At 50.3% G+C, this 6,766-nt stretch carries 5 protein-coding genes; 3 read left to right on the forward strand and 2 right to left on the reverse strand.

Features of this window, described 5'->3' with window-relative positions; translation table 11 throughout:
- The 3 genes from QZT80_RS18775 to QZT80_RS18785 all read left to right on the forward strand — a co-directional run.
- A partial coding sequence (locus QZT80_RS18775) for a TonB-dependent receptor (RefSeq protein ID WP_367112878.1) occupies positions 1-978 on the forward strand: 978 nt, incomplete at its 5' end.
- An 11-nt stretch (positions 979-989) separates the two neighbouring features.
- Positions 990-2,567, forward strand: a complete 1,578-nt coding sequence (locus QZT80_RS18780) for a RagB/SusD family nutrient uptake outer membrane protein (RefSeq protein WP_295125590.1) — start codon at positions 990-992, stop codon at positions 2,565-2,567.
- A 5-nt stretch (positions 2,568-2,572) separates the two neighbouring features.
- On the forward strand, positions 2,573-3,796 hold the full coding sequence (locus QZT80_RS18785; protein WP_295125593.1) for a metallophosphoesterase family protein: 1,224 nt from the start codon (positions 2,573-2,575) through the stop codon (positions 3,794-3,796).
- Positions 3,797-3,917: 121 nt separating this feature from the next.
- Here QZT80_RS18785 and QZT80_RS18790 read toward each other — a convergent pair whose 3' ends face one another.
- Together QZT80_RS18790 and QZT80_RS18795 are read right to left on the reverse strand one after the other, a co-directional pair.
- Positions 3,918-5,687 (reverse strand): RagB/SusD family nutrient uptake outer membrane protein, encoded by a 1,770-nt coding sequence (locus tag QZT80_RS18790; RefSeq protein WP_295125596.1) that lies wholly within the window; start codon positions 5,685-5,687, stop codon positions 3,918-3,920.
- Between the two features lie 5 nt (positions 5,688-5,692).
- A partial coding sequence (locus tag QZT80_RS18795; protein ID WP_295125599.1) for a TonB-dependent receptor occupies positions 5,693-6,766 on the reverse strand: 1,074 nt, incomplete at its 5' end.

Genomic DNA, 6,766 nt, shown 5'->3' on the forward strand with positions numbered 1-6,766 from the left:
GCCAATCCTGATTTAAGATGGGAGAAAACCGCGATGGTCAACTTTGCTGTGGATGCAAGTTTGCTGAAAGGAAGATTGAACGTGACCGCTGAATACTACGATAAGAAAACGACCGACCTGATATGGGCTTACACCGTATCTACCGTTCAGTATTTTGTGAACAGCTACACTGCTAACGTAGGCGACATTTCCAACAAAGGTTATGAGTTAACCATTGATGCAACCCCGGTAACAGCTAAGCGTTTTTCCTGGAAAACTAATATCAACATTGCGCATAACAGTAATAAACTCGAGTCACTGTCCAATAGCAGTTTCGCTTCCGACTCCATTCCGCAGGGCTTCCCGAACGGTCAGGGGCAGAGCAACCTGCCAGTGCAGCTGCTGAAGGCAGGTTATCCTGTAGGACAGTTCTTCACCTTTAAGTACGCTGGTAAAGATGCCAATGGCGTATCGCAGTTCCATAGCCGTAAAGGTGGCGTTACTACCGATCCGGTCGATCACCAGGATTACTATTATGCAGGTAGCGCACAGCCGAAATTATTACTCGGCTGGGGTAACAGCTTTACCTACGGTAATTTCGACCTGAGCGTGTTTGTAAGAGGTTCTTTTGGCAACAAGGTATTTAACTCCACCCTGGCCAGCCTTAACCATCCGAACGAAGCAGAGAACTACAATATGCCGGTTTCTTTGTCAGATGAGAGCCCTGCAGATGGTAATGCCTTCCGTTACTCCGATCGTTACATTGAGGACGCCTCTTACCTGCGCCTCGACAACGCCAGCCTGGGTTATACTTTTAAACAAGTACGTGGTTTATCCAACTTCAGGGTGTACGTAACCGGTAATAACCTCGGTGTGATTACCAAATACAAGGGCATTGATCCTGAAGTGAACCTGGGTGGTTTAACGCCAGGTATTGATAACCGTAACTATTATCCAAGGACCCGCACCCTGATGCTGGGCCTCAACGTTACCTTTTAAGACATTGATATATGAAACTGAATAGAACGATACTCGCCTTCGCTGGCATGTTATTACTCGCATCCTGCACCGATCTTGATCTGCCGGTAGAAAACGAACTGACACCCGATAACTTCCCGAAATCGGAAGATCAGCTGGTACTGGCCACCGGGTCGGCTTACAGCAAAATAAGACCTTCCTATTGCGTACACTGGTGGTATATGCAAACGCTGACCACCGACGAGGCCATACTGCCTGCAAGGGCTGGTAACTGGTACGACGGCGCGCGTTTTCAGCAACACCACCTACATACCTGGAACCAGACGCATTCACATATCGGCTCCGCCTGGCGCTGGGGGTATGGTATTATCAGCACCTGTAACCAGTTATTGGCGCTGTTCGAGCAGGCGCCCGCCAGCGATGCCAAACCGCATATCGCAGCAGAAGTGCGTGCGCTGAGGGCATTGAGTTATTTCCAGATGATGGACTTGTTTGGCAATATTCCTATCGCCAGTACTTTCGGTACCAAAGAAGTGCCGCAGCAAAAAACCAGGAAAGAAGTATTTACTTATATCGAAACAGAACTGAAGGAAGTAATGCCGATGTTGAGCGCCGATGTAAACGTAAACACCTACGGCCGTATGACGAAGTATGCCGCACAGGCTTTACTTGCTAAGATGTACATCAATGCGGAGGTATACGCCGGTGAAAACCGCTACAACGATGCCGTGGCCATGTGCGACTCCATCATCAGCAGCCGTAAGTTTGAACTGGCAGCCGATTTCAGGGCAATGTTCGCCGCGGATAACGGTCCCGCTACACGCGAGTTTATCCTCGCTATTCCATTCGACTGGTCGCAGGGGAAAGGGCAGCAGTTCACCTGGTTTGGACTGCACTATGCGTTGCAACGTAAGTACGGACTGGCTTTCCTGATCGATGGCCCGGTAAGCACGATGCCCGAGTACTACGCCAACTTTAATGAGCCGGACGATGTGCGTACACAGGCCTGGCTCACCGGCAAACAGTACGATAATAACGGCGCGCCCATCATCATAAAAACAACGAAGAGAGGTATGGATGCCAGCTACGCGGGTGCAGACGGCGCAACGCCTATCGATTACCACCTGGAGTTTACACCGAACATCACCTTTACCAATCCTACACTGTTCGAGGTAGGCGGCGACGAACTGGGCAAGGCCAAAGGTTACCGTAGCATCAAATATTCGCCCGATGTAACGGCGGTGGCCCGCGATGCGAGTAACGATGTGCCGGTATTCCGATATGCAGATATACTGTTGATGAAAGCAGAGGCTATTTTGAGGGGTGCTGCTGAAACAAGGGGAGAAACAGCATTGGGCCTGGTGAACCAGATACGTGTCATCCGTAAAGCAACACCGTTCCAGACGATTACCCTGGATGATATACTGCCAGAGCGTGCCCGCGAATTCAGCTGGGAAGCATGGAGAAGAAATGACCTGATCCGCTTTGGTAAGTTCGAAGATGCCTGGGGCAGCAAAACCAATACCGACGAGTACAGGCGCATCTTCCCGATACCTGCTTCGGAAATTATCCTGAACCCTACACTCGACCAGAACTTCGGTTATAAATAATGAGCATGGAACATAACAAATCGGGCAGAAGAAGTTTTCTGGGTAAGATAGCGATAGCAGGTGCAGCAGGTCTGATGCCAGGCAGGCTGACGGCTGCCACACAAGCTGCTAACAGGCCACCACGGCGTGCAGGCATGCAGTTCCTTACGCCACCTTATTTACAGCATATAACCAGCAGCAGCGCCGTGATCCGTTGGATTACGAACGAACCCGCCAGCAGTTGGGTCGAATACGGGGAAGAAGCGACAGGCAACAAAGCGTTGCCTGCCGCTAACCTCGGCCTGCTGGCCGCCAACGACCGCGTACATGAAGTAACGATCACCGGACTTAAACCCGGTACAAAATACATGTACCGCGTATGCTCCCGCCAGATCGTGGAGTTTCAGCCCTACCTGATGACCTGGGGCGAGGTGATGAACAGTGAAGTGTTTCATTTTACTACTGTAAATCCTGCCGCAAAGGAAGTTTCCTGGCTGGTGTTAAATGATATCCACGACCGTCCGGCCTCTTTCGAACAACTGTTAAAACTCAATGGGGGTGATCCCTACGAGTTTGTGTTCCTGAACGGTGATATGTTCGACTTCCAGACAGATGAGCAGCAGATCATCGATCATTTGCTCACACCGGTTACATCGGCCTTTGCATCTGAAAAACCCTTTATGTACGCCCGCGGCAACCACGAAACCCGTGGTAAATATGCCCGTCAGTTCCCCGATTACTTTAATAATCCGGGCAACCAGTACTACTTTTCATTCACACAGGGCCCGGTGCATTTCATCGTACTGGATACCGGTGAGGATAAAGCAGACGATCATGCAGAATACAGCCAGCTCGTAGCCTTCGACGCCTATCGCGAACAGCAGGCGCGCTGGCTGGAAACCGCACTGCAACAGCCGGCCTTTCTGAAAGCTCCCTTCCGGGTAGTGATGATGCACATCCCGGTTTTTCACTCCGGTGAAGGCCATGGCAGCCTGCATTGCCGGGAGCTGTTCAATCCATTGTTCAACAAAGCCGGCATCGACCTGATGATATGCGGGCATACACACCGTTATGGTGTGCATGCGCCTGATAAGGCTACGCACAACTACCCGCTGATCATTGGCGGCGGGCCGAAAGAGGGACGGCGAACACTGATAAAGGTGAAGACCGACCGTAAGCAGCTACAGTTGCAGATGTTGGGGGATGATGGGAGTGAAGTGGGGAGGTATGAGGTGAGGAGTAAACGATAATATTTTTCATAGAGAGACGAAGCTCCACCGTACGGTGGGGCTTCGTCGTTTATATTACTTTAATTGAAAAACAAAGGGCCCGCCATACAGCGAGCCCTTTCTATTCCTATAAAGTATTCAACTATTCGTCGTACTTAAAATTCTGCGAGAACGTATTCGATGCATCAATAGCCGACTGTGGGATCGGGAATATCCTGCGGAATGGTTCAGATGCAGGTTTGGCAGTACCAGCTTTATCGAAGGTACCAAAACGGATCATTTGTTTTCTCCTGTTCATTTCCCAGTACATTTCAAAACCTATCTCGTTGTACAGCGACTGCTCAGTAAGGGCGAGCAGGCCTACACCCGGAGCATTGTTATACAGGGCTTCGCGGGTCCTGGAGGTACGTAATATGTTGATGTCAATGAGGGCTGGTCCGGTAAGGCCTTTTCTGAAATTAGCTTCTGCGCGCATGCAATACATGCCACCGAGGCGGTACAGCGGAACGTCCACGTTGCTGGTGCCGTTATCTCTTTCCGGATCAAATTCCCATTTGAACACACGTACGCCACGGTTGATCTGCGCCTGTGTGAATACTGATTGGGCAGGATTGTCGAAGTTCAGCGCAGGTGTGAAGTCCATGGGCAGTGTTGTATTTTTTTCGCAAACCAGTTTCGATACCTTAATGCGACCATCGGCCGTTTTATCAAAGGTGCCGTTAGCCAGCAGGATAGGGCCGTATTGCTGACCCACTACCATACCGCGGTTAAAATGGAACCAGGGCTGGTTGGTGCTGTTAGGTACAATGCTGGTAGCGGGAACGCTCACGTCGGTGCCGTCGTTCATGAACCAGGTGCCGTCGGTATACTGGTACTTGCGGGCGAAGCGGGGGTCGTCGTGATTGTTGTCCCAGGTAGCATAAAACTCAGGTGTAACGCAGGAGGCGTTTGTACCCCTGTTTACCGGAGAAGGTTTTTGGTTCCTTTCCATCGACATATAAGCGAAATCATTATCGCTGCTGCGCTGGGTGTTTATGGCCTGCGATACCACGAAGATCAGTTCCGGTCTGCCTTTGTTGTCAATATCGAAGTTTTTGAAGTAGTTGCTTTCCAGCTGGAACATCGGGTTGTCGATCAGCAGGGTGGTGTAGTAAATCACCTTGTCCATATCAGTACCGTTGTTATCTACCGCCGGTTCTGTGAACTTGAAGGTAGCGGCGTAACGGTCTTTCAGTACAGCGCGGTTTAAATACATATCCGCCAGCAGGCCATAGGCCGCTTGTTTGGTGAAGCGGGCATTGTGCGTATTCTGCTCTTTCAGGTTCGCCAGGTCAGGAATGATGCTTTCTACCTCTTTGATCAGTTCATCGATGGCCACGTCTGCCTTTCTTACTTCCACCGGTGCGTTCGGATCGAGTGGATTGCGGTAAGGCGCCTGTCCATAAAGTTCCAGTGTATGGTAAGTATAGAATGCGAGCATGCCTTTTGCTTCGGCCAGGAACAACGCTTTTTGGGCGAAGTTCGTGGCAGCGTTGGCGCTGGCAATAGCGGTAAGCGATTTGGTGATACCCCTGTTCAGGTTATTCCAGGTATTGGTGACTACAGAGTTATCCGGCGCCCAGGTAAATTCGTGCATAGCGCGCCAAACACCACCATCTCCCCAGTCGCTGCCGCGTGTAGGTAACATCGCTTCGTCGGTTGAGTATTCCTGTAAAGCGAATACGTTACCATGGTCTACAAAGGTCGCATCACCCAGCTGGCCATAGGCTGCTGATAAGGCGTTTTCGGGACTGGCGTTGTTCGAACCCAGCACCTCGTCAATCACATCTTCTTTCAGGTCTGTACATCCCACCATGGCTACAGTAAGGAATATACAAGTTAATTTATGGAATGATAAGTATGTTTTCTTCATGAGTCTTAGAATTTAATAGTGGCACCTACCAGGAATGTTTTTGCTGCAGGATAAGTGGTGTAATCGATACCGAGCGACTGGTTGCCATCCACAGTTTTAGTGGTGTTAACCAATGGATCGTACCCACTGTAACCGGTGATCGTAAGCAGGTTTTGCGCGCTTACGTAGATGTTGGCAGATCTCAGCCAGCTTACGCGTTGCAGCGGCAGGGTATAACCCAGGCGAACGTTGTTCAGGCGGATCATGTCGGATTTCTCCAGGTACAGGGTCGACAACTGAACGGCGTTAGCGGTATTGGCTTTTGCGTCGTAGTATTTCTTCAATACGTTACGGTCAGAGGCGAGGCTGTTGATGTTCAGGTCCAGCGCGGTGTTGTTTACCAGGTAACCACCAGCCTGACCGATAACGGCCACGGAGAGGTCGAAGGCTTTGTAACGCAGCTGGCTGTTAAGACCGAAGTTGAAGTTAGGGATAGCGCCTTCGAATATCTGCCTGTCGGCAGCATTGATAACGCCGTCTTTCACTTTATCTTCAAAAATGTCTTTACCATCGGCATCATACCCCAGGTGTTTCAACATAAAGAAGGAACCTGCTTCATAACCGTTTTTGTAGATGTTCGCGTTTACACCCGACAACCCAGGGCCGGAAATGCTGCCAGAGTAAAGCTCAGATACCGGCAAATCTTCGATCTTGTTAGAAAGGGTAGAACCGTTTACGTCTACGCTCCAGGTGAGGTCTTTCGTGCGCACCAGTTGTGAACCCAGCATGAATTCAAAGCCAGTGTTAACGATGCTCGCATCCACATTTTTCCAGATAGTGGTGGTGGGGCTCAGCGGACCAGATGGTATGTTCAGGATCGGGTCTTTAGTTGTTTTATTGTAGAACTCCAGTGAACCATAGATCTTGCTTTTCCAGAAGTCGAAGTCCACACCGATGTTGTACTGCTCCACCAGTTCCCATTTAAGGGCAGGGTTAGCGGTACGGTTTACGGTTACGCCGTTTATCACGGTAGGGTTGTCGTACAGGTAATATCCCGAGCCAGACGATAAGGAGTAGCTGGCCTGGGTGATTTTGTTGGG

The organism is uncultured Chitinophaga sp., from assembly GCF_902168175.1.
Classification (GTDB): domain Bacteria; phylum Bacteroidota; class Bacteroidia; order Chitinophagales; family Chitinophagaceae; genus Chitinophaga.